At 52.7% G+C, this 19,463-nt stretch carries 17 protein-coding genes; 5 read left to right on the top strand and 12 right to left on the bottom strand.

The genetic code is table 11. From position 1 onward, the window contains the following. Nucleotides 1-135: 135 nt before the first annotated feature. The 5 genes from KO503_RS13320 to KO503_RS13300 all read right to left on the bottom strand — a co-directional run bounded on the left by KO503_RS13320 (nt 136) and on the right by KO503_RS13300 (nt 4,338). Nucleotides 136-345: a DUF6500 family protein gene (locus tag KO503_RS13320; protein ID WP_215992046.1), complete on the bottom strand. Its 210-nt coding sequence runs from the start codon at nt 343-345 to the stop codon at nt 136-138. Nucleotides 346-422: 77 nt separating this feature from the next. After that, complete coding sequence (locus KO503_RS13315) at nt 423-1,658, bottom strand: aspartate kinase (RefSeq protein WP_215992045.1); 1,236 nt, start codon at nt 1,656-1,658, stop codon at nt 423-425. Between the two features lie 148 nt (nt 1,659-1,806). Beyond that, nucleotides 1,807-2,301: a DUF1178 family protein gene (locus KO503_RS13310; RefSeq protein WP_215992044.1), complete on the bottom strand. Its 495-nt coding sequence runs from the start codon at nt 2,299-2,301 to the stop codon at nt 1,807-1,809. A 111-nt stretch (nt 2,302-2,412) separates the two neighbouring features. Continuing rightward, nucleotides 2,413-2,892, bottom strand: a complete 480-nt coding sequence (locus KO503_RS13305; protein ID WP_215992043.1) for an NUDIX hydrolase — start codon at nt 2,890-2,892, stop codon at nt 2,413-2,415. 123 nt (nt 2,893-3,015) lie between these two features. Beyond that, nucleotides 3,016-4,338 (bottom strand): 3-deoxy-D-manno-octulosonic acid transferase, encoded by a 1,323-nt coding sequence (locus KO503_RS13300; protein WP_215992042.1) that lies wholly within the window; start codon nt 4,336-4,338, stop codon nt 3,016-3,018. 315 nt (nt 4,339-4,653) lie between these two features. On the opposite strand from KO503_RS13300, the gene KO503_RS13295 reads away from it, so the two are divergent. The 3 genes from KO503_RS13295 (at nt 4,654) to KO503_RS13285 (ending at nt 7,735) form a co-directional block, all read left to right on the top strand. Continuing rightward, nucleotides 4,654-5,454, top strand: a complete 801-nt coding sequence (locus tag KO503_RS13295; protein WP_215992041.1) for a hypothetical protein — start codon at nt 4,654-4,656, stop codon at nt 5,452-5,454. 150 nt (nt 5,455-5,604) lie between these two features. Continuing rightward, entirely contained in the window at nt 5,605-6,687 is a 1,083-nt protein-coding gene (locus KO503_RS13290; RefSeq protein WP_215992040.1) for a transporter substrate-binding domain-containing protein, read from the top strand. A gap of 10 nt (nt 6,688-6,697) precedes the next feature. After that, nucleotides 6,698-7,735, top strand: coding sequence for a transporter substrate-binding domain-containing protein (locus KO503_RS13285; protein ID WP_215992039.1), 1,038 nt, complete (start codon nt 6,698-6,700; stop codon nt 7,733-7,735). A gap of 298 nt (nt 7,736-8,033) precedes the next feature. On the opposite strand, the gene xylA is transcribed toward KO503_RS13285, so the two are convergent. From xylA to xylF, 5 genes are all read right to left on the bottom strand, one after another. Then, the gene (gene xylA, locus KO503_RS13280; RefSeq protein WP_215992038.1) at nt 8,034-9,335 is read right to left on the bottom strand and encodes a xylose isomerase; all 1,302 of its coding nucleotides are present in this window, start codon (nt 9,333-9,335) and stop codon (nt 8,034-8,036) included. Nucleotide 9,336: 1 nt separating this feature from the next. After that, a complete protein-coding gene (xylB, locus tag KO503_RS13275) occupies nt 9,337-10,776 on the bottom strand; it encodes a xylulokinase (RefSeq protein ID WP_215992037.1) in 1,440 nt (479 codons plus the stop codon). Beyond that, nucleotides 10,773-11,522 carry an ATP-binding cassette domain-containing protein gene (locus tag KO503_RS13270; protein WP_215992036.1) on the bottom strand — a complete coding sequence of 250 codons (750 nt, stop codon included), beginning with the start codon at nt 11,520-11,522 and terminating at the stop codon, nt 10,773-10,775. The genes xylB and KO503_RS13270 overlap by 4 nt, the downstream gene beginning before the upstream one ends. Next, nucleotides 11,519-12,814, bottom strand: coding sequence for a sugar ABC transporter permease (locus tag KO503_RS13265; RefSeq protein ID WP_215992035.1), 1,296 nt, complete (start codon nt 12,812-12,814; stop codon nt 11,519-11,521). Before KO503_RS13265 ends, KO503_RS13270 begins: the two co-directional genes overlap by 4 nt. A gap of 174 nt (nt 12,815-12,988) precedes the next feature. Beyond that, a complete protein-coding gene (gene xylF, locus KO503_RS13260; RefSeq protein ID WP_215992034.1) occupies nt 12,989-14,011 on the bottom strand; it encodes a D-xylose ABC transporter substrate-binding protein in 1,023 nt (340 codons plus the stop codon). Between the two features lie 203 nt (nt 14,012-14,214). Between xylF and KO503_RS13255 the strand changes: the two genes are divergently transcribed. Beyond that, on the top strand, nt 14,215-15,465 hold the full coding sequence (locus KO503_RS13255; RefSeq protein ID WP_252731084.1) for an ROK family protein: 1,251 nt from the start codon (nt 14,215-14,217) through the stop codon (nt 15,463-15,465). Continuing rightward, nucleotides 15,462-16,952: a CRTAC1 family protein gene (locus tag KO503_RS13250; RefSeq protein WP_252731083.1), complete on the top strand. Its 1,491-nt coding sequence runs from the start codon at nt 15,462-15,464 to the stop codon at nt 16,950-16,952. The genes KO503_RS13255 and KO503_RS13250 overlap by 4 nt, the downstream gene beginning before the upstream one ends. Here KO503_RS13250 and KO503_RS13245 read toward each other — a convergent pair. Together KO503_RS13245 and KO503_RS13240 are read right to left on the bottom strand one after the other, a co-directional pair. Continuing rightward, nucleotides 16,949-18,301: a cytochrome-c peroxidase gene (locus KO503_RS13245; protein WP_215992032.1), complete on the bottom strand. Its 1,353-nt coding sequence runs from the start codon at nt 18,299-18,301 to the stop codon at nt 16,949-16,951. The two genes, KO503_RS13250 and KO503_RS13245, sit on opposite strands and share 4 nt — an antisense overlap. A 134-nt stretch (nt 18,302-18,435) precedes the next feature. Continuing rightward, nucleotides 18,436-19,374 (bottom strand): LysR family transcriptional regulator, encoded by a 939-nt coding sequence (locus KO503_RS13240; protein WP_215992031.1) that lies wholly within the window; start codon nt 19,372-19,374, stop codon nt 18,436-18,438. Between the last annotated feature and the right edge of the window lie 89 nt (nt 19,375-19,463).

Below are 19,463 nucleotides of genomic sequence, written 5' to 3'. Positions count from 1 at the left end.
ACTGACTCGTCTATTTGATATGCTAAATTAAAGTTTGTTTGGGCAGGCTTAGGTCCGTGGTTACGCGACTTTCGCAACACAATCGGTCACAGAACGCGGTGAATTTGTACCTTTGTGTCGCTCCGTGGTTTTACATCAACGTAACATGTCGCGAATTTTTGCCGCTTTCTCGAAATGATCCAACTTATGGGTTTCTATCCACCATGTGGCGGCTTCCATTAGCAGGGCGGGGTCATCGTTTTTGTTTTTGAAAAACGCATAAAAGGACAAACCAACGCCGTCGCCTTTCGCTGCGATCTTGGCGTCGCAAACCGCGATGATTTTTTGCCGCAAGCTGTCACGCATTGAGAAGACCTTTCCAAGTAAAAGCCCCCACTCAGAGGTCTGGGCGGGGGCTGATTATGACGACAGTCGGAGGGCTGTTAAGCTTTTTCAAGTTCAAAGGCATCGTGCAGCGCTTGCACCGCCAATTCAGTGTACTTGCGATCCACCAGCACAGAGACCTTGATCTCGGATGTGGCGATGACTTTGATGTTGATGCCCTCATCTGACAGCGTTTTGAACATTTTTGCAGCCACGCCAGATTGTGACCGCATACCAATGCCAACCAGTGAAATCTTGGCAACATTGGTGTCAGACACCAAGGCTTCATAATTCACATCACTGCGGTCTTTTGTGGCGGCCATAGCGGCCTCAGCGCGGGCCACTTGATCGACGGGACAAGAAAAGGTCATGTCGGTGCGGCCGTCTTCCGAGATGTTTTGAATGATCATATCGACATTCACGCCAGCCTCGGCCAAGGGACCAAAGATAGCAGCGGCAATGCCGGGGCGATCGGCCACAGACACAAGGGTCATTTTGGCTTCTTCACGGCTTGCGGCAACGCCGGAGACTACATTGTTTTCCACGATATCCTCCTCAGCACAGATCAGCGTGCCAGCATTGGGGTCATATTCTTCAAAAGACGATAGCACACGCAGCTTAACCTTAAAGCGCATGGCCAATTCAACAGAGCGGGTTTGCAGAACCTTCGCGCCAAGTGACGCCAGTTCCAACATTTCCTCAAAGGACACCTTTTCCATCTTACGCGCTTTATCGGTGATGCGCGGATCGGTGGTGTAGACGCCGTCCACATCAGTGTAGATGTCACAGCGGATCGCGTCAAAAGCAGCTGCAAAAGCCACAGCCGTGGTGTCAGACCCACCGCGCCCCAGCGTGGTGATGCGGCCCTCGTTCGAGATACCTTGGAAACCGGCCACAACAGCCACTTTCATGCCTTCACCAAATTTTTCGTTGATGTTGTCCGTCGGGATGTCTTCGATCCGTGCAGCACCATGCGCGGATGTGGTTTTCAGCGGCACTTGCCACCCTTGCCAGCTGCGCGCAGGGATATCCATTTCTTGCAACGTCAGCGCCATCAGGCCTGCCGTCACGTTCTCGCCTGACGATACAATGGCGTCATATTCACGCGCATCGAACATCGGAGAGGTTTCATTGACATAGCCAACAAGCTTATTGGTCTCGCCGGACATGGCGGACACAACAACAATCACGTCGTTGCCATTGGCAACTTCGCGGCTAACACGTTTGGCCGCACGTTTGATGCGGTCGAGCGTGGCGACAGATGTGCCGCCGAATTTCATTACGAGAACTGGCATTTTTTGGCCCTTCTCCCCCGTCTAGAATGATCAGGCTGTCCTAGGGTGCATTTGGGCAAAGTGCAAGAGAGGCGGGCATGTCTTTGGCAATTGGGTTGTAATAACATGCGCAAACCGAGGCGCGGGGGCTATTTCGCCCGGAACCTGTTCAGTTCAGCTTACGTTTGGGCAAAAAGGGCAGAGGCACAATGGGCAGGCCGTCTTCGATCATCGCTTTGGCGTCCTCAAATTTGGCCTCACCATAGATCGAGCGTTCAGGGGCTTCGCCGTCGTTCATCGCGCGCGCTTGCGTGGTAAAGTCTGTCCCAACATAATCTGCGTTTTTTTCGATATGATCTCGCATCGCTGTTAGAGTTGCCTCGGCGTCTTTCGCGGTGGGTTGCTCTGACGGCATTTGAGCGTCTTTGTGACGCTGCGGGGACGTTTGCACGGTGGATGCCTGTGTTTCATCGCTTTCAGGTGAGGCCGCGCTTTTACGGGCTGTACTGACGCGTGGTGTCATCAACGATTTTGTAACGTGATCAGAACCACAGTGCGGACAGGACAATTGCCCCGCGGCCTGCAACGTCTCAAACGCCGTGGCAGAAGCGAACCAACTTTCAAAACTGTGATCTTCGCTGCATTTGAGCGTGTATCGGATCATATCTGTCTACTGTTGTTGGAGTTTTATGCGTTGCATCAGAATAGCGCGCGCTTGCGCGCAATGTAAACGATTAGTCCTTTGATGGGGCTTTCCAAAGGGGAAAATTACCGCTTAAAGGCGCATCAGTCTTGGGTCGAAGTGCCGCAAGATTTGTGCCAGCTCTGGTTCGCCTGCCATTTCGGCGGCTTTTTTTGTCGACACCCATTTGCGCTTGCGTTGGCCTTTTTCGGGGTAGTCTTTCAGTATTTTACTGGCTTTCATCGGAAAGACCGCCACCATGCAAGGCAGCGGATCAGTGCCCGCGCGCGGGTATTTGGTGTAGCTGTAAAGGCCAATGCAAATCGGTGCGACTTTTCCTAAAATGCCAGCTTCTTCATAGGCTTCAGTCGCGGCGGCTTTGGCGGGGGTTTGGCCTTCCATTGGCCAACCTTTGGGAATGATCCACCGTTTGCGGCGTCGTGTTTGAACCAGCAAGACTTCGACGCGATCTTTGCGCACACGCCAACACAACGCGCCAAATTGGGTTCTTACACCCGTTTTTGTTGCGCCAAGCAGGCGCACAGGACGTTGTTTGGTTCGAACTGCGTTCACTGCGTGTGCTCCGCTATTGTGTCGATAGGTCTTTTCGAAAAGGTAACAAAAAGAATGGCTTTAGCAAACGACTTTCGCGTTTTTGCACTGTATTTAGACATTTTTCCCACTTGATCCATAGTCTTAGAGACGGGCGCGTATCCGAGATGGTGTCTCTTTGCGCACCTGAATAGCATCGTCTACAGCGCTCCAAAATGCGGCCGTTGCTGTGATAGATGTGCGTAGTTTTGCCAGAGCTTGAGTGCCCGATTGCGCCAATTGTGCCGCCTCATTCGGTGCCACAAGAAGCGCGTCCAAAGTGGTTTCAAGATCTGCCGCGTTTTTCACTTTAAGTGCGCCTCCGGCCTGCGCCAGTGCTTCAAATGCCTGCGCATGATTGGACACAAAAGGCCCATGGACCACAATCGAGCCGAACTGGACGGGTTCAAACGGGGTGTGCCCGCCGTTGTCCACCAATGACCCGCCCACGAATGTGATGCCTGCCAGCGCGTACCATAGGGCCATTTCGCCCAATGTGTCTGCTAAATAGACAGATGCGACATCTGGGGCTTCATGGGCACTGCGTCGAGAAACATCCAACCCAAAGGTCAATGCAAGTGCTTGAATTTTATCTGCGCGTGCGGGGTGGCGTGGGGCCAATATCAGCCGAAGATCGGGATGCGATTTCCGTAAATGCGCAAAACTTTCAAGGATAATCTCATCTTCGCCGTCATGAGTCGAAGCCGCCAGAATTGTTTTGTCTTTGTGAAACGACGTCCGCAATTGTGCGGCGTCCTCGGGCAGTGCGACCGTCGCATCAACACCACTTTTAAGATTGAACAGGGGCAACACGCGCTCAGCGTCCAACCCCAACGCGACGAGTCGGTCTTGCGAGTCCGTGTCTTGCGGGGCAAGCGCGGTAATGGCGCCCAGAGTCAGGCGTGTCATGTTGCGCAATACAGGCGCGTATTTTTGCCAACCCTCTAGGGTTTTTTGTGACATACGCGCGCCAACAACGATCACCGGAATGTCGTGTGCGGCGCAATGGGTGAAACGATTGGGCCAAATTTCGTTTTCGATTGTGATCAAGGCGTCTGGCTGTGTGCAGGCGATAAAATGATGCACCGTGCGTTTGAAATCCAGTGGGGCGAGGCGTACCTTGACGCGATCAAGCCCCCAGTTTTGCACCAGTTGGCGCGCGGTGACGCTGTTGACGGTGACAATGATGTGCCGCGATCCGTCGCGTGCAAGGGCGTCTTCGATCAAGGCACGTCCTGCGGTCAATTCGCCGTTTGAAGCTCCGTGAAACCAAAGGGTAGACCCTGGTAACATTGGCGCAGATGCCAGCCCCGCGCCAAATCGTTCTTTGATGTCCGACAGGCTTTCTGTGCCGCGCAGTACTTGGCGCAACGCAATGAGCGCAGCCAGAGGCGCCAGAAGAGTCAAAAGTAGACGGTATAAAAACACAATTCAGTCCGCACAGATTAGGTGCTATTGCTCTACGCGGGACAATACGAGTTTGGCAAGAGGGGGCAGGGGCGCGCGCCGCTGTTTTGCTGTTCAAATTGGCCTGAGCAGGATATCAGGTTGCAGGCTAAAATTTCCCTGATTCGTAAAATTCTGAACGTAGCGCCCATAGTAGGGATACGATGCTTTGCCTGTATGTTGTAGGTAAGTTCCTTCGCCCTACCTTATGTTGACAAGGCTACATCCTTTTGATCTAACTCTTCGCGGGGATTCTCTGTCGTTTCCCCTGCGTAAAGTGCCATGGGGGGTACGGTCATGAGTGTCTCAAAAGACGTTAGAGTCAAAGAATATAACGGTGCGCGGTCTGCCAGCAGCGCGTTGAAAATTGAAAAAGTAGAAACGCAGGCGAACATTAAAGTTCAAGAAAATATCGCGTCCGTGGGAAAAGAACAGCCGCAGCCGACATCTGTTGGATCAATGGATAAAAATGTCGTCGATCTAAAAATGGACGGCAAGGCGTTGAATGATTTTGGTGTTGAATTGACATCTGGGCAAGAACCGGTGGATACATCTCAAACCGCACAAAAACCCACACAAGACGCTCCGCTCAAAGCTCTACAGGCCGAAACAAGCGGCCCATCTTATAAATTTCTGATCGGCATCGCCGCAGGTCTGGTTGTTGTGATTGCTGGGCTGACCATCTGGTCTGGCGGTTTAGGGCGCGAAGAAATCGCGGCCGAGGTGAGTGCTTCAAACGTTGTCGAGACTGAGACGCTTGCGACAATAGCTGCGCAAGTTGTTGAACCGACGACGCCTGCTTACTCTGTCGATGAAAATGAATTTGTGGCGCAAATGACAGCAGGCACCATCGCAGCATTGCGCACATCTTCGACTACGGCTGCAACAGCGGATGCGGTTGGAGATGCCAAATTGGCGGCGGCGACCTTGTTCAGCATGGTTTTGGATGCAACTGCGCAAGATCTGAGCCAGCCTGAGATCGATCACATGCTCAACATGGCGTATGAAAACGGGACCATCAAAGTTCCTGAGCCATTTTTGCTAAGTTCTGGCCGTGTGAACACGAACGCCATTATGACCACTTTCGTCGGTCAATAAATCAAAGCGCAGCCGGGGAGGGCTGCGTTTTTCTCATAACATCACGTGTCTGAGCTTTGTGTCATTTTGAGACAGAGTTTTTGATGCACAGCTTTTTTGCTGCGCAGGCCAAAGGGTGTCTGTTGCAGTGCTATGAATAGGACAAATACGATGAAAAAGACGATTGCTGCGTTTGCAACGGGGCTATTAGGATTCGCTGCGGCGCCCGCTATGGCCGAAACATGCGGTGGTGTTTATGTGGTTCAACGTGGCGATAGCCTGTCGTTGATCGCGGATGAGCACTACAAAGACGTTGGGCGTTGGACGTTGATCCACAGCCAGAACATTTCTAGCATTGGCCCGCGCCCAAGCAATCTGGGTGTCGGCATGCGTCTTGATATGCCCTGTATCGATGGGCTGCCGACGGGTCTGCCCGGTGGTCGTGAAGTGGTTGCTGACGCGGAACCTGTCAAGACACAAGCCGTAGTCGTGCCCCGTGGCGATGCGTCTGTACGCACAAAAATTAACATTTTAACCGGCAATGGTCGCGAACCTTATTCCGATCAAAACTCGCATAACGGTGGTTTGATCACAGATATCGTCGATGCAGCGATGACCAAAGCGGCACCTGAGCAAGGTCACGCGATTCACTTTATCACCGACTGGGGCGCACATTTCGATCCGATGTTGTCCAATGCTTTGTTGGATATGGGTTTTCCTTGGTACAAGCCAAACTGTGACCGCGATCCTGAGAACTATCGTTGCACCAGCTTTTTATTCTCTGATCCGATGTTCGAGATGCTCGAATTGGTCTTTGCGAGCAAAGCCAGTGGTCTTCAGTTCAACACGGACGACGACATCATCGGCCATTCTATCTGTCGCCAAGACAACACGCTTGCATGGGACATGGATGAAAACGGACGCAACTGGTTGAAAGACGGCAAGGTTGAATTGAAACGCGCCCCCACCATCCAAGACTGTTTCGCGATGATGTTGGCGGGCGATGTCGATTTTGTTGGCGGCAATGAATTCCAAGGTCGTGAAGTGATGAAGACCATGGACATCAAAGACCAAGTCAACGTGATGAACCACCCGATGTCTTTGCAAGCGCTCTATGTCTTGGTGCACCAATCGCATCCACAGGCGCAAGAGATGCTTGATGTCATCAACGCAGGCCTTGCAGGCATTCGCGAAGATGGATCTTACCAAAAGATCGTCGAAGATCACATGACGCTCATTTGGTCCAACTTCTAGGAGATAGCAGATGACAAAACGTCACTTACTAAAGTCTCTGCCCATGTATGCGGCTGCCAGTGTGCTTGCCGTTTTGGGGGCAGGTGCTGCCTCTGCGGCGTGCGATGTCAATTACACTGTGACAGAGAATGACACTTTGTTTCAGGTGGCAGTGCGCGAATACGGCAATGCGCAGGCTTGGACGCTGATTTACTACGCGAACCAAGGCAAATTGAACGGCACCGCTTTGGTGCCGGGCTCAGAGATCTACATTCCCTGTGCTGCAGGTCAAACCGCAGCCGATCCAACCCCTTTGTTGGATGACAATGCTGATCTTAAGTTCTTGACCGGTTCTAATTATGCACCGTTCACCGACAAAGATCTGCCTGGTGGTGGGATGGTCACAGAAATCGTCAACGCGGCTATGGAATTGGCGCCATCCCCTGTGACCTATTCCGTCACGTGGAATGATGACTGGAGCGAGCATCTTGATCCTTTGCTAAAGGAAAAAGACTTCGACATGGGCTTCCCTTGGGGCCACGGTAATTGCGACGCAAAGCCTGAAGAGTTCCGGTGTCAGAATTTCCTGTACTCTGACTCCTTGATCACAGTGCCGATTATGCTGTTTGTCAAAAACGACAATGCCTTTGAATTCAAAACGGATGAAGACCTTGCTGGCAAAAGCATTTGTCGCCCTGATGGCTATTTTACCTATGACTTGGAACGCGAAGGCCGTGACTGGCTTAATAACGGCGTAGTGACGATTGTGCGTGCTGCAGACGCGAACGCATGTATGCAAAAAGTTATGGACGGAGAAGCTGACGCGGCTTCCGTCAATCTGTTCTTGGGGGCAAACCTGATTGTGGAAATGGGCCTGCGGGATATTATTTTGCCGCTTGAACGGCCTATATCTGAGGGGGGCTTACATGTTGTGGTGTCCAAAACACATTGGCGTGCCACCGCGCATTTGTACCGCGTAAACGAGGGCTTGCGCGCACTCAAAGCGGATGGGCGTTATCAAGAAATCGTCGGGCGTCATCTCGAAGCGTTCTGGGCACAACTCCAGTGACACTTTGGAACTAAAGTTTAAAAAAGGGCCGCGGAGATGTTCTCGCGGCCCTTTTTTCTGAGTGAAATCTCAAGACCAAGCACCAAAACCTAATCGTAAACCTAGCTCATGCGTACCCTAGTCAGAGCGGCCTCATGGAAAACAACCCAAGTCGCCTATGGCATGTATTGCCTGCATCACCAGTCATATAGTGCAAGTTTAGCAGTCGTTTATGCGTTGGAATTCTGATCCCAAACCCTGCTGGGTACGCTTTGCCGCAATGGTGTTTGCGGCAAAGCCATTCGATTTAAGGTGCCTTTTACAGGTATCTGTTGACCAAGTTTTCAAGGCGTTCTTGACGACCTGACTGTGGTTTTGGATCTGTGTTATTGGCAACGACTTGATCAAAGATAGATGACAAATCGCTCTGTAACAGGTTCGCCCCGTCGACTGTGGCCCAGCCCGCATAGCGCGCATTACGTGCCGCCTCTAATTTGCCATCCTCTAACATCGCGGCAGCCGCTTTCAGGCCAGATGCACAGGCATCCATGCCGCCGACATGTGCAAGGATAAGGTCTTCTGCGTCCAAGGATTGACGGCGCAGTTTCGCGTCAAAGTTTGTGCCACCGGTTTTAAAGCCGCCCGCACGCAATACCTCGTAATAGGCCAGCGCCATTTCAGGGACATTGTTGGGGAACTGATCTGTATCCCAACCAGATTGGTAGTCGTTGCGATTCATGTCGATGGAGCCAAAGATTCCCAATTCGCGTGCCATTGCCAGCTCGTGTTCAAAGGAATGCCCTGCAAGGATCGCGTGACCTTGTTCGATATTGACTTGCACTTCGCCCTCTAGGCCAAAGTCCTTGAGGAAGCCATAAACCGTGGCAACATCGTAATCATATTGGTGCTTTGTCGGTTCTTGTGGCTTGGGTTCGATCAAGATCGCGCCCTTGAAGCCCATCTTGTATTTGTAATCGACCACCATCTGCAACATGCGACCCGCTTGTTCACGTTCGCGCCCCATGTCGGTGTTGAGCAAAGTCTCATAACCTTCGCGCCCACCCCAAAGCACATAGTTTTCACCACCAAGTTTCATTGTGGCGTCCATACAGGTTTTGATGGTCGCCGCAGAAAAGGCAAACACGTCAGGATCAGGGTTGGTGGCTGCACCCGACATGAAGCGGACATGCGAAAACAGGTTTGCTGTGCCCCACAAAAGCTTCACGCCCGTTTCGTCCATCTTTTCGCCAAAGTAATCGACGATGGTCTCTAGGTTTTTCGTGTTCTCCGCAAAGGTTTTGCCTTCAGGGCGCACATCTACGTCGTGGAAACAAAAGTAAGGCACATCCAAGATCGAGAACATCTCGAACGCCACATCTGCTTTGAGTTTCGCGTGTTCGATGGTGTTGCCAAACCAAGGGCGATCAAAGGTTTGTCCGCCAAAGGGATCGCCACCCTCCCAAGCAAAAGAATGCCAATAGGCCGCAGCAAAGCGCAGATGATCCTTCATCGGCTTGCCCATGATCATTTCATCAGGGTTGTAATGACGAAACGCGAAATCGTTGTCGCTGTCAGGGCCCTCATATTTGATTGCGGGGATATTTTTGAAAAAGTCGGTCATGTTATAGGCCCTTTAGTGCAGAGTAAGCGCGCTTGTAACGATCATGCGCGTCGGTAAATGCAGGTTGAAGTTGTGTGTTCGGAAGGATTGTTTTTGCAATCGGCGGCAAGGTCGCGATCTCGACGCCAGCATCTGTCGCGGCCATCATGGCAAGACGTGCAGCACCCAGTGCTGCCCCAAAATCACCGGATTGTGGCACCAGCAATGACACGCCAAGCGCGGTAGAAATCGCGTCCAGCCAATAGTCAGATTTAGCCCCGCCCCCCATGGCGATAGCGCGTTCAATCACTGTGCCGGTTGACAGCAGCGCTTCGTGGCAATCGGCAAAGGCGAAAGCGACACCTTCTAAAACAGCACGCGTCATGCTTTCCACATCTGTGCTGTGATCCAAGTGCAAGAACTGACCACGAATATCTGTGTTGTTATGCGGGGTGCGTTCGCCCCCCAAGTAAGGCAAAAACAACGTCCGCCCTGGGGCTTGCAGCGTGCCCAAGTTTTGGGTCAATTCAGGCGCTGATTTCCCCGTGATTTTGCATAGCCATTGCAACGCATCCGTCGCGGCCAAAATCACACCCATCTGGTGCCACATGTTTGGAACCGCGTGACAGAATGTGTGCACAGCACTGGCCGCATCGGGTTGATAGGCATCTGAGGCGGCGAATAAAACACCAGAGGTGCCAAGCGATACAAAGGCATCGCCTTTGTTTACAACACCTGCGCCAATCGCGCTTGCCGCATTGTCGCCACCGCCACCGGCCACGACGACATTCTGGGGTAGGCCCCATTCGGTTGCCAAAGTATCACGCAGGGTACCAGACACCTCTGAGCCCTCGACCAGTCGAGGCATATGCTGACGCGTGAGGTCTGTCGCCGCCAGCAAAGCGTCACTCCAATCGCGTTTGTCGACATCAAGCCAGCTTGTGCCTGCAGCATCTGACATTTCAGCGACGTGATCCCCGATCAAGAACAGACGCAAATAGTCTTTCGGCAACAAAACTTTCGCAATTTTATCAAAGATATCAGGCTCATTGTTTTTCACCCATGCCACCTTGGGGGCGGTGAAGCCTGCAAAAACGATATTGCCAGATATGTCACGAAACTGCGGGTCTGCATCCAGCGTTGCGGCTTCATGGAAAGACCGTGTGTCGTTCCACAAAATACAAGGCCTGAGCACCTGATCTGCGCTGTCCAATAATGTGGCGCCGTGCATATGACCGGACAACCCAATCCCGCGCACGCCTGACAGATCGGCCTGTGCAGCAAGGGCTTTCATGGCCGTGCCTGTGGCGTCGATCCATGACTTTGGGTCTTGCTCAGACCATCCGTCATGGGGCCGAGAGACGTTGAGCGCGACAGCGTGTTCAGCGATTACAGATTGATTTTCGTCGATCAAAATCGCTTTGAGCGATGATGTTCCGAGGTCCAGTCCGATATATGTCATGCTGCCGCCTTTGGGTTTTTACCCAGAATGATCATTGAAAGAATGTCATCTTCTGTGACGTCCTCAACGCGTTCTGAGCCGATCAATTGACCGTTTTTCATAACTGCAACGCGGTCGCATAGCTCCATCATTTCGCGTGTGTCGTGACTGATCAAAAAGATGCCCAGACCTTGCTTTTTCAACTCGCCGATCAATTCCGCGACCATGGCCGTTTCATGCACACCAAGCGCGGCAGTCGGTTCGTCCATGATCAAGATTTTCGCGTTGAAATACACCGCGCGGGCAATGGCGACAGATTGGCGTTGCCCGCCAGATAGGGCCGACACAGGTTCTTTGAGTTTCTTAAAGTTGGGGTTCAGCCGCGCCATGATTTTGCGGGTTTCAGATTCCATCCGACTGTCATCGACAAACCCGAAAGGCGTTGTCAGTTCGCGGCCCAGAAACAGGTTTGAGGCCGCGTCCAGATTATCCGCCAGCGCAAGTGTCTGATAAATCGTTTCGATATTATAGTCACGGCTGTCACGCGGGGAATTGATCGTGGCTTTGTTGCCTTCGATCCAGATTTCGCCGGAATCCATTTTATAGGCTCCAGACAACATCTTGATTAACGTCGATTTGCCCGCGCCATTGTGCCCCAAAAGACCAACAACTTCGCCGGCATGCAAATCGATGCTCACATCATCAACTGCGCGTACGCCACCAAACGAGATAGAGACGTTCTTCATTTCTACTAAGGGCGTGCTCATGACTTACCTCCCAGACGTTTGCGGTATTGGATGTCGATCCAGACGGCCAAGACAAGGACCGCACCGACGACGATGTTTTGGTAAGGGGCATCGACGCCGACCATGGCCATGCCCGATTGCAAAGACTGCATGATCAACGCGCCGATGATCGCGCCATAAATCGTCCCGACACCACCAGACAATGCCGTGCCACCAATCACAGCCGCCGCAATCACGCGCAGCTCATCAAGTGTGCCGATATCGTTTGTGTGATACCCAAGGCGCGCTGAGGCGATGATGCCAGCAAGGGCGCAAAGCACGCCGACCATCGCAAAGATTTTTACAGTCAAAAAGCGCGTATTGATGCCAGAAAGCTCAGCCGCATCAGGGTTGCCGCCTGTCGCGAAGATATAGCGGCCCAAACGTGTGCGCAGGGCAATCACGGTCATGACGATGGCAACAGCGATCAACACCAAAACCGAATAGGGGATGCCGTAAGCGGCCACACAGCCTTCACCTGTTTCACAGCCAAACAGGGCAGGGTTGCGGGCAATCACACGTGTCGGAACCGTATAGGCGTTCAACGTTGCGACGAAGCCCAAGATCGCTCCTGCGATAAGGGCCATCACGGTGAATTCGGCCCACATAGGTTTGACCGGAAATCCGTGTCGTATTTTCGTTTTGCGACCCGACCAGATGAAAAACAATGAAATGGCAGCGGCAACTATGCCAACAATCCAGCTCCACGTTGCGCCAAGCGTGCCGTTGATGCCGCCAAAAAGGATAAAGGTTTTGTCAAGTGGACCGATTGTGGCCCCATCTGTGAGATACCAACCAACGTTGCGCCAAACCAACAATCCCCCGAGTGTGACGATAAACGCAGGAATGCCGTGATACCCAATCAACCAGCCTTGTGCTGCGCCGATCAGAGCCCCGATCAAAAGCCCTGCGACAATCGTAATCCAGGGAATCAAAGGATGCCCAAGCTCAAGCCCCACGATATCCGGTAACCATGTCGTCTGCATCATGCCCATGACCGCAGTACAAGTCGCCAAAAGCGCGCCCACAGACAGATCGATATGCCGCGTGACGATGACGAAAACCATGCCTGTGGCCATAATGGCGACCGAAACCGTTTGGATCGATAGGTTAAAAATGTTGCGCGGGGTCAAAAATCGACCATCGGTCAACAGGTTAAAAACAATGCAAACGGCGAGAAAAGCACCAATCATGCCAAGAAGGCGCAGATCGATTTCGAGAGATTGCAAGAAACTGCGTTTTGGGGGCGCCTTGGCGCTTGATTGGTCAGACATTATGTCTCCATTGAACGGTCGAGGATGTTGGCAGTCAATTGCGCTCAGCAGGCGGGCCGACCTCTTGCGTGTACAATTGATGCAAAAATGAGAGAAGTTCACGTGTCGGACCCCGTCGCTAGGGCGGGATCCAGACGTCGTTTAACTGATCAGAAAGTCTGGGTCAGTTATGTCTTAGTTGCAGGGCGCTGGGCCCGCAGTGACGCCTTGGCACAGGGCCTCGATTGTGATCCAGCCCGCATCTGTGACAACAGACAGGTTTTCTGCAGTGACAGGGATCGGTGCGAGGAACATAGAGGTCATCTCGGTGCCAGATGGGGATGTCCAGCTTGCGCTGCCTTCGATTTTCATCATGTCATCTGCGGCCAATTCCGCTGCGATAGTACCCGCCGCTTTGCCAAGCTCACGCGCGTCTTTCCAAACGGAAACAGTTTGCGTACCAAGAGCAACACGGTTCAAAGCAGCGTGATCGCCGTCTTGACCTGACACGGGAAGGCCTTCCATGCCTTGTGCTGTCAAAGCCGCAACAACACCGCCTGCTGTGCCATCATTAGAGGCCACAACCGCATCAACTGCGTTATCGTTTGCTGTCAAGATTTGTTCCATGTTGCGCTGCGCATTCGCGGGCAACCAACCGTCTGTGTAGGCTTCGTCAACGATTGTGATCGCGCCGCTGTCGATGGCCGCTTGCAAGATTTCTTGCTGGCCACCGCGCAGAAAATCCGCGTTCGGATCGGTGGGGGAGCCTTTGATCATCACGTAGTTGCCAGTGGGCTGTGCTGCAAAAACGGCGCGGGCTTGCATGCGGCCAACTTCGACGTTGTCGAATGTCAGGTAAAAAGCGCGGCTGTCTTCGATCAGGCGATCATAAGCAACAACGGGAATGCCTTCTGCGTCTGCTGCATCTACGGCTGGGCCGATGGCTGCGGAATCTTGCGCGAGGATGATCAAGGCGTCAGCGCCTTGCGCGATCAGGCTTTCAACATCGGACAATTGTTTGGCAGATGATGATTGCGCGTCAGCTGAAATATATGTGGCGCCAGCGGCTTCCAACGCGCTTTTGATTGCAGCTTCGTCTGTTTTCCAGCGCTCTTCTTGAAAGTTGGACCAGCTTACGCCGACGGTTAGGTCTTCTGCCAAAGCTGTCGTGGCGATACCAGAGGCCGCAACAGCAGCCGCGATGATAAATTTATTCATGACGTTCCTCCCTAAGGTTCCCTCGAATGCGTTCGAGGACGAGTCACACGACTCGCGTGAGGTGACATTGCCGCAATTAACTTCAGCGAGTAAAGTAAAAATGTAAAAGTCTGCCCTTACGTGATCGAATTATTAACGACAACTCACCTGTTTCGGGTTGAGTGCGTATGTTTTTGTGGTATTTATTTTATATGGTGAATTATATGTATCCCTCTGCGATTGGTGCAGGTTGTGGCCCATTGCTCCAGTCTGGCACCGCTAAGGTCGCGTCCTTGCGGCAGCAGTTTTTTCAACACGTGCGTGCAAACGGGCGTGCCGCACGCGCTGATGTGGCGCGGGCGCTAAAAATCAGTGCGGGCAGTGCGACAGCGGTGACCTCGGATCTGATTGCCGCTGGTTTGCTGCGCGAGGTGCGTGAGCCAACGCGTGAAACAGGGCGGGGGCGTCCATCTGTAGCGTTGGAGGTGGTGCCAAGCGCCGCTTACGTTGTGGGGATAAAATTGTCTTCAAGGCGACATTCAGCGGTCTTATCGGATTTTGTTGGAAATGTGCTTGCGGGTGTGACCTTGCCCTCAAGCAGTCAACGGCGCACGTCTACACAACTGTTAGATCAAATTACCACCCTGATCGAGATGTTGGCGCAAAAAAGCGAGATCTCGGTTGAAAGCATCGGTGCTGTTGGCGTTGGGCTGCCCGGGATCGTTGATATGGAAAGTGGCGTGGTGCGGTGGTGTTCATTGCTACAAGGCGACGATGTCGATTTTGCACCAGCCTTTGCTGCGCGGTTCGATATGCCACTGTTTATCGACAACGACACGAATATGTTGACCCTTGCTGAACTTTGGTTCGGAGAAGGGCGCGATAAGACCGACTTTGCTGTGGTGACGATTGAGAACGGCGTTGGCATGGGGCTTGTTGTCAACAATACCTTGTATCGTGGCAGTCACGGTGTTGGACTGGAATTGGGGCATACAAAGGTACAAATGGACGGGGCGCTGTGTCGCTGCGGTCAGCGTGGGTGCCTTGAAGCCTATCTTGGGGATTACGCGCTCACTCGTGAGGTGGGCGTGGCCTTGGATTTGGGGGAAATGCGCAATCGCACCCCCGAAGATTTGTTAGACTTGTTGTTTGAAGAGGCAAAAGCGGGAAATGCCGCAGCCGCCACGATTTTTCGGCGTGCGGGACGGTATTTGGCTGTCGGTTTGTCCAATGTTGTCCAGCTTTTCGATCCGCCGCTGATCATCATTTCGGGTGAGCGCACGCGCTATGATTACCTTTTTGCTGACGAGGTTTTAGCCGAAATGAAAACGATGACGTTGTCAGATATGCGCAAACCCTGTGCCATCGCCATACGGCCTTGGGATGATATGGTCTGGGCGCATGGGGCGACAGTGCCAGCGATCAGTGCTTTGTCAGATCAATTTGTGACCGCTTGCGAAGCGAGCACCGCATGAAGGTGCTGGGTGGCATGTTGCTGTCGTTGGTCATGGTCTCGCCTTTGCGGGCCGAGCCTATGTTCGAAGATATGTCATCACGCTTGCCCACACATGTTTACAGCGGCGGATGGGAACATTTTGTCGGCGGCGGCGTCGCAGTGTTTGATTGCAACGGCGATGCGCTGCCTGATGTGTTTGCCGCTGGTGGTGAGACGCACGCAAAGCTGTTGCGCAACATGGGTGATTTCACCTTTGCCGATGCACCAATTCCAAGCCTCACCCAGACAACCGGCGCCTATCCCATCGATATGGATGCTGACGGTCACGTCGATCTGTTTGTTCTGCGTGCTGGCAGCAATGTTGTCTTGAAAGGCGATGGCAACTGCGGTTTCGTTGATGCGACACAGGTGCTGGGCATCAAACCCGACACACGTTGGAGTACGGCTTTCACAGCATGGTGGGAGGAGGGTGACGTCCGCCCCACACTTGCGATTGGCAATTATGTGGATCGTGATGATCCAGACGGGCCTTTTGAAGCCTGCGATGTGAACACGATTTTACGGCCCGTGGGGCAGAGATATGAAGCCGAAGTCTTAAGCCCCGGATATTGCGCTCTGTCGATCTTGGCGAGCAAAGATGCACGGGGGCGCACAAGTCTGCGGTTGTCCAATGATCGACATTATTATGTCAAACAGGGCCATGAGCAAATGTGGGACATTAAGGATCGGCGTTTTCTAGATGCCGCAGATGGCTGGCAAAACGTGTCTTTGTGGGGCATGGGAATCGCCAGTCGCGATTTGAATGCGGATGGATTTGACGATGTAATGTTGACCTCGATGGGTGATCAACTTTTACAATTATCCCAGCCTGATGGCACTTATGTGGCGGCCGATTATAGCATTGGCACCTATGCGCAGCGCCCGCATATCGGTGACGATGGACGCCCCTCGACAGGGTGGCATGCAGAGTTTGGCGATATCGATAATGATGGTCGTGCAGACCTGTTTATCGCCAAAGGTAATGTCGATCAGATGCCAGGTATGGCTATGGATGATCCGAACAACCTATTGATGCAAAGAGAAAACGGGACGTTCACGGAAGCCGCAGCCACAGCTGGCATCGCCACGACAGCGCGATCCCGTGGGGCCGCTTTGGCCGATTTTGACAATGATGGTCGTTTGGATTTGATCGTTGTCAATCGACGTGCGCCACTTGAGCTTTATCGCAATGTTACCCCCCAGACGGGCCATTGGATCAATCTGTCTTTACGGCAAGATGACGGTAATCGTGATGCGATTGGCGCGTCGATTATTGTGCAAACGCCGCAAGGCAGGCAGGTGATTCAAAACACCATTGGCGGCGGTCACGCGGGCGGACAATTGCTGCCACATCATTTTGGTCTTGGAGATCAGACTGAGGCGCTTGTCACCGTCACTTGGCCTGACGGCACGACGTCTTCTGCTCAATATAGGGCAGGGCAGTCCGTTGAGATGATCAAGCCTTAGTTGGGATTTGGGTCAGGATTGGGAATGTCCAATCCGCTGGGCACTGCATCGGGAACCCCCAGTCGCCCTTGCAAGCTGGCGGTGTCGGTCAGTGTGGCAAGAAAGGCCACCAAAGCTGCCACATCTGCATCTGACAAAGACACAGGCGGCGTGCGCACAGCGGCAGCAATGGCGCTGACCTGTTTAGGGTCATTCATCACGCTAAAGTCGATGTCTGATTGATCTGTTTTGCCAAGACTGGGCAAGATTGCCTGTGTGGGATCGTATTCAAAGATCGACGTTGCGGGGTCTGCATGACTGGCGATAAACGCAGCCAAATCCGAATGCGCGCCTGCATGCCCATAGGGGCCCGTCAGTTCAATGTTGCGCAGCGATGGCGTGCGAAAGGCGTAACGATCTTCAAGCCGACCCGTGACGCGAAAGCGCCCGTCGTCGCGGTGATGATCTTCAAATGTTGCGGACTTTCCTGGCCCTATTTGCGGCGCTCCCATCGCGTGATATTTGTGATCGGTCAAAAATGGGCCCGTGTGACAGGATGCACAGTTTCCCTCGCCATAGAACAGATCCATTCCTGTTTGAGCTTGGCCTGAGATCTGTCCCGTGCCCGCCAATACCGCGTCAAATGGTGATGTGTCAGATCGCCATTCAAATTCGATAAAGCGCGCAATCGCGTTTGAGATATCGGTGAAAGCGATCTGGTTTGCCTCAGATACATGCGGATAGACTTCGATGAAGCGGGTCGCGTACTCAGGGAGGCCGGCCACACGTTTTGCCAACACATCCCACGCCCCGTCATCGCCAGTGATGATGCCTTGGCGGATCAATCGGCCAATGTCGTTCTCATCATAAGACCCTGCCATTTCATCGCGGCTGAGCACAGGAAACATGGCTTGGGCAGATAAGATCGAGGCAAAACCGTTTTCCATGTCTTCGCCCATATCTGTGCGCATACCACTGGCGCGATTGCGATCGACTTCAAGGCGACCATCATGGAACATGGCCGTAAATTCATGCGCACCCAAATTGAACAAAGCGGGCGAATTTCTGGGGATGCGTTCCTCTGGCAGGTTGTCGTTGTCGACCTCACGATGGGGCCCCAAGCCGATGCCGCCATCGCCAATTCCAAGGGAAAGACCATCCGATGTCCCAAAGGCAGGATGATGACAACTGGCACAGGCCACTTCGGAATTTCCAGACAAAATAGGATCGTAAAACAACAGTTGCCCAAGAGCAGCTTCGTCAAGGTTAACAGGTCTAAAGTCGTCATCTTGCAGCGGCGCAGGCAAAGGCTCGGCACTGGCAAATGAAGTGGATAAAACGAAGACGGTTATAAAAGGACTGATGCGCATGTGGTCACGCTAAGGGAGGCAGGATCGTATCGCAACATCACAAGACAGTCCTTGTGGCGTATATTGCGCCGTCGTCAGGTGCATCTTTAGAAAAATGCAAAACAGCTTGCCGTGCCCAATGGTCTAAACGCGGATTATCTGACGAGGCTTGTCTTGTGTGGTGCATTCAAGTCTGAGGTTTCACAGATTCGCACGAGAACTTCTTTGGCAAGATCAACGAAGGCCTGCGCGGGGGCAGAAATGTCTTGCCGTGCATGGGTGACAAGTTTTAATTCACAAGGGATTGAGGGTCTGAACCGCTTGATTGTGATGTCTTGATAGGCATTTGACGCCGCCGTGAGATGATCGATAATCGAGACACCCATGTTCTGTCCAACAAGACTGCAAATCGGACCAGTATAGGTCGAGTCGACGATGACGTTGGGCCGGATGCTCGCCTCTTGGAAGGCTTGCAACAACCGCTTGCGCATCAGGCTGTCTTCGGAAATCAACAACAGGGGCGTGTCTTTTAGGTCGATGGGCTCGATAAAGTCTTTGGTCTCAAGCGGGTGGTTCTTTGGCACAACGCAGACCAATTCCACTTCAGGCATCGTCTCTGTGATGACGCCATGAGACTCAGGTGGCAAAAGCGCGAATCCGATGTCGCTTTGCCCTTTTTCTATTAAATCGACAACTTCTGGCGATGGTCCGCTGCGCAATGAAATTGTCACGTCGGGATAGATTTCATGGAAGGCGTGAATCACCTCGGGCAATAAAAAATATGAATGACCAACCGTGGCCGCGATTCGCAATCGTTGACGACGCGATACGCCCAGTTCACCGGCGAATTTCACGAATTGCTCCAAGCCCCCCAAGCAGCGTTCGACCTCTGCAAACAAGAGCTGCGCATCTTTCGTTGGTTCGACTCGTCCTGCGCGACGTAGAAAAAGGTTGATGCCAAACCTTTGTTCTAACTCTCGAATTTGACGGCTGATCGCAGGCTGAGAGACGTTTAAAAGCTTTCCTGCCTCAGTCATGCTGCCTGTTTCGATGACCGCACGAAAGGCTTCGATCTGGCGCAGGGGCATATGCATGGGCTATCCTTTTACTATAACAAGAATGCATGAAGAGATAATTATTTATCATTTGCTTTATAGACTCACAGGTCTGATTATCAACCTTA

The sequence above is a fragment of the Pacificibacter marinus genome, assembly GCF_018860505.1.
Lineage (GTDB): Bacteria > Pseudomonadota > Alphaproteobacteria > Rhodobacterales > Rhodobacteraceae > Celeribacter > Celeribacter marinus_B.
Note: the sequence above shows the minus strand (reverse complement) of the source record. Positions and strands in the feature narration are given on the sequence as shown.

Excerpts from the sequence above, each read along its gene's own strand:
- KO503_RS13320 (WP_215992046.1), bottom strand. The coding sequence starts at position 345 with ATGCGTGACAGCTTGCGGCAAAAAATCATCGCGGTTTGCGACGCCAAG.
- KO503_RS13315 (WP_215992045.1), bottom strand. The coding sequence starts at position 1,658 with ATGCCAGTTCTCGTAATGAAATTCGGCGGCACATCTGTCGCCACGCTC.
- KO503_RS13310 (WP_215992044.1), bottom strand. The coding sequence starts at position 2,301 with ATGATCCGATACACGCTCAAATGCAGCGAAGATCACAGTTTTGAAAGT.
- KO503_RS13295 (WP_215992041.1), top strand. The coding sequence starts at position 4,654 with ATGAGTGTCTCAAAAGACGTTAGAGTCAAAGAATATAACGGTGCGCGG.
- KO503_RS13290 (WP_215992040.1), top strand. The coding sequence starts at position 5,605 with ATGAAAAAGACGATTGCTGCGTTTGCAACGGGGCTATTAGGATTCGCT.
- KO503_RS13285 (WP_215992039.1), top strand. The coding sequence starts at position 6,698 with ATGACAAAACGTCACTTACTAAAGTCTCTGCCCATGTATGCGGCTGCC.
- xylA (WP_215992038.1), bottom strand. The coding sequence starts at position 9,335 with ATGACCGACTTTTTCAAAAATATCCCCGCAATCAAATATGAGGGCCCT.
- xylB (WP_215992037.1), bottom strand. The coding sequence starts at position 10,776 with ATGACATATATCGGACTGGACCTCGGAACATCATCGCTCAAAGCGATT.
- KO503_RS13270 (WP_215992036.1), bottom strand. The coding sequence starts at position 11,522 with ATGAGCACGCCCTTAGTAGAAATGAAGAACGTCTCTATCTCGTTTGGT.
- KO503_RS13265 (WP_215992035.1), bottom strand. The coding sequence starts at position 12,814 with ATGTCTGACCAATCAAGCGCCAAGGCGCCCCCAAAACGCAGTTTCTTG.
- xylF (WP_215992034.1), bottom strand. The coding sequence starts at position 14,011 with ATGAATAAATTTATCATCGCGGCTGCTGTTGCGGCCTCTGGTATCGCC.
- KO503_RS13255 (WP_252731084.1), top strand. The coding sequence starts at position 14,215 with ATGTATCCCTCTGCGATTGGTGCAGGTTGTGGCCCATTGCTCCAGTCT.
- KO503_RS13250 (WP_252731083.1), top strand. The coding sequence starts at position 15,462 with ATGAAGGTGCTGGGTGGCATGTTGCTGTCGTTGGTCATGGTCTCGCCT.
- KO503_RS13245 (WP_215992032.1), bottom strand. The coding sequence starts at position 18,301 with ATGCGCATCAGTCCTTTTATAACCGTCTTCGTTTTATCCACTTCATTT.
- KO503_RS13240 (WP_215992031.1), bottom strand. The coding sequence starts at position 19,374 with ATGCATATGCCCCTGCGCCAGATCGAAGCCTTTCGTGCGGTCATCGAA.